The following is a 2,525-nucleotide window of genomic DNA, read 5'->3' on the forward strand; positions in this document are numbered from 1 at the left end:
TATACATATTAAAGAAACGTTCCGAAACGGTGGATTAAAACCTTTTGGTACTATAAATCTATAAAAAACAAAGAGTATCAAAAGGTGTACCTTTATGAATAAAAAAGAACAGACTATTGAAATAATCTGTCCATAGATAAAAGATGAAATGAAAGTCACTCAAATTCATAGTATAATGAATTTCTAGATAATAAAAAGGATCAACATAAAAAAAGAACGGTTCTATTGGCATAGTCCGTCCTACGAGAAGGGAATAATGACAGTTATTCTTCTTAATTATACTGAATAAAACAGAAAATTCAATCTATTATATATTGAGAAAATACTCATCTTCTGAAGTAAGGTGGTTGTTATGAATAAAGGCGATGCCATTTTAAGATTGCTATCAGAAATTAAGTTGGAACTTAAAGAAGTAAAAGAACAGATGGAGAAAATGCAAACAAAGTTAGATACATTAGAACAACAAAATCAGGTGAAGAACAAAATAGAGCGAAAGAAGCCAAAAACAAAACCTGATAAACAAGATAAGCGAGATTGGAAATACCCAGCTAAGCTGAAATGAAAATTGTACAGAAAAAGTGAGGTGATAGGTACATGAATAGAAAAGAATTTGAGGATACCTTACAAAATTTTTCTTTCTTTTTAGCTAGTCGTGGAAGAAAAACATCCACAATTAAACGATATGTCTATGATATTGAGGACTTTGGAAGATGGCTGCAAACCTCGAATCGTTTTCAAGAAAAGAACTTATGGAACAAGATAGATAAAGAAGATTTTGAAGCCTATTTTCAGGAACTCATATACAAACGTAAGTATGGAGAGAAAACCATTCATCGCATTGCAGTCGTGTTAAAGAAATTGTATCAGTTCTTGGGTATTCCAAGTCCTATTGTAGAAATGCAGGGAATCACTCCACCGAATCGGGCCCTACGCAAGGAGGACTTTATTACAAAGGAAGAAGAGAAAAAGCTGAAAAACATTCTTTCTTCTTCTGAAGGATTATCAGAAGAACAACTTTCCGTTCGACCGCTTCTCATAGATCGAAATGTATCCATCCTATCACTTCTTTTGGATTATGGGCTCACACTACAAGAACTCGTATCGTTACAGATGCAACAGGTGCACTTGGGAAAGAACATGATTACTGTTCTACATAACAAAGGGACAGAGAGAAGGATCATGTTAAAGGAAGAGGATAAAATACGTTTATTTACGTACTATAAAACGATACCTGAACCAGTTCGTCCTAGATATCACAGTACAGATCCGTTATTGGTTGCATTTGATTTTAAACGAGGGACATTTCGTTGGGTGTATGACAATGATGCTCCCAAAGCACTAACAGCCATTGCTGTGCAAAAGATGATTCGATTAGAAGTAGCCAGAGCGCAACTGAGAAAAGGAATTTCAGCACAGCACTTACGGAACACCTATATTCTACGCTGTCTAGAAAGAAATATGTCTACAGAGGAAGTCATAAAAAGAACAGGATTCCTTTCTCATCTATCAGTAAAGCGTTATGTAGAATATGCAAATCAATATCCACATGGAAAATAATTCAAAAAGAATCACTTTTTTATGACATACTAGGCCTCACCATACACATCCATCAACTTAAGGGTAAAAACAACCTGAGCTTTCGACTCATTGGATCAAAATATTCCTAAAATACAAGCATACTCTTAAAAATACGCATCCCAAATAAACCCTAACGGGTTTCATTTTTAAAATTATGCAACTTTCTTTTGTTTTTTCAATCCATTATACTCACAGACAACACCCATGATATCAAAAACAGTCTTCTTCTCATATCTGTGAGATTTCCGCCCGTTTTTCTCTAGAAGGTGGAACAGGCGGATTAGGACCTTTGTTATTTCGTGGGTGTTTCTCTGTATGGCTTGATACAAAAGAGATAGATGATCCTGAATCATACCAATCGCTTTATATTCACTTAACTCTTTTTTCTTCTTTTGTAAAAGAAGTTGACGCATTTTAAACATTGTAGAGGAACATAGGAAAATAGCGATTAACTTTCCATATAGTTGGCACTCTAATCGCTCCTGTTTTACATTACGATAATGGTCTATTTTGAAGAGTGATTTCCATGTTTTAAAGACAATCTCTATTTGCCAACGTAAAGTATATAACTCATGTACCTGTTCCATCGGAACCCATTCCCAAGGTATATTCGTCACGTACACGTTTAATCCCACTATCATTTTACTTTTTTCTGAGTACGTTCTATTTTTCTTTTTCCACGATCTTCGCTCGTCGTTTTTGAAGTTGCTTATCTGTTAATCGATTAAAAATAACGCGTGCAAACAGTTGTTGTTTATCGCCAATATAAGCTTGCTGGTATTCTACCGTTTCTCCAGGTTTAAGTTGATTCAAAATCTGTATAACATTGATTTGTATGTATTCTGATTGTTTTTTAATGGCACCATTCTTAAAATATTCCGGATTTGGATTTTTCACATATACATTCGTATGTATATAAGTCCACTATAAAATATCATCATGTATAA

At 34.2% G+C, this 2,525-nt stretch carries 2 protein-coding genes and 1 pseudogene; 2 read left to right on the forward strand and 1 reads right to left on the reverse strand.

Features of this window, described 5'->3' with window-relative positions:
- The first annotated feature begins 352 nt into the window (after window positions 1-352).
- Together ATL10_RS30520 and ATL10_RS30525 are read left to right on the forward strand one after the other, a co-directional pair.
- A complete protein-coding gene (locus ATL10_RS30520; protein WP_088081389.1) occupies window positions 353-562 on the forward strand; it encodes a hypothetical protein in 210 nt (69 codons plus the stop codon).
- A gap of 32 nt (window positions 563-594) precedes the next feature.
- Complete coding sequence (locus tag ATL10_RS30525) at window positions 595-1,557, forward strand: tyrosine-type recombinase/integrase (protein WP_110498356.1); 963 nt, start codon at window positions 595-597, stop codon at window positions 1,555-1,557.
- Between the two features lie 173 nt (window positions 1,558-1,730).
- Here the strand turns inward: ATL10_RS30525 and ATL10_RS30530 are convergent.
- Window positions 1,731-2,493, reverse strand: a pseudogene (locus ATL10_RS30530) (transposase); the annotation flags it as partial.
- Window positions 2,494-2,525: the final 32 nt, after the last annotated feature.

Source organism: Bacillus sp. 196mf, assembly GCF_003217275.1.
Lineage (GTDB): Bacteria > Bacillota > Bacilli > Bacillales > Bacillaceae_G > Bacillus_A > Bacillus_A thuringiensis_S.

Bases quoted from the DNA above. Each gene is read 5' to 3' on its own strand.
- ATL10_RS30525 (WP_110498356.1), top strand. From the start codon at position 595: ATGAATAGAAAAGAATTTGAGGATACCTTACAAAATTTTTCTTTCTTT.
- ATL10_RS30520 (WP_088081389.1), top strand. From the start codon at position 353: ATGAATAAAGGCGATGCCATTTTAAGATTGCTATCAGAAATTAAGTTG.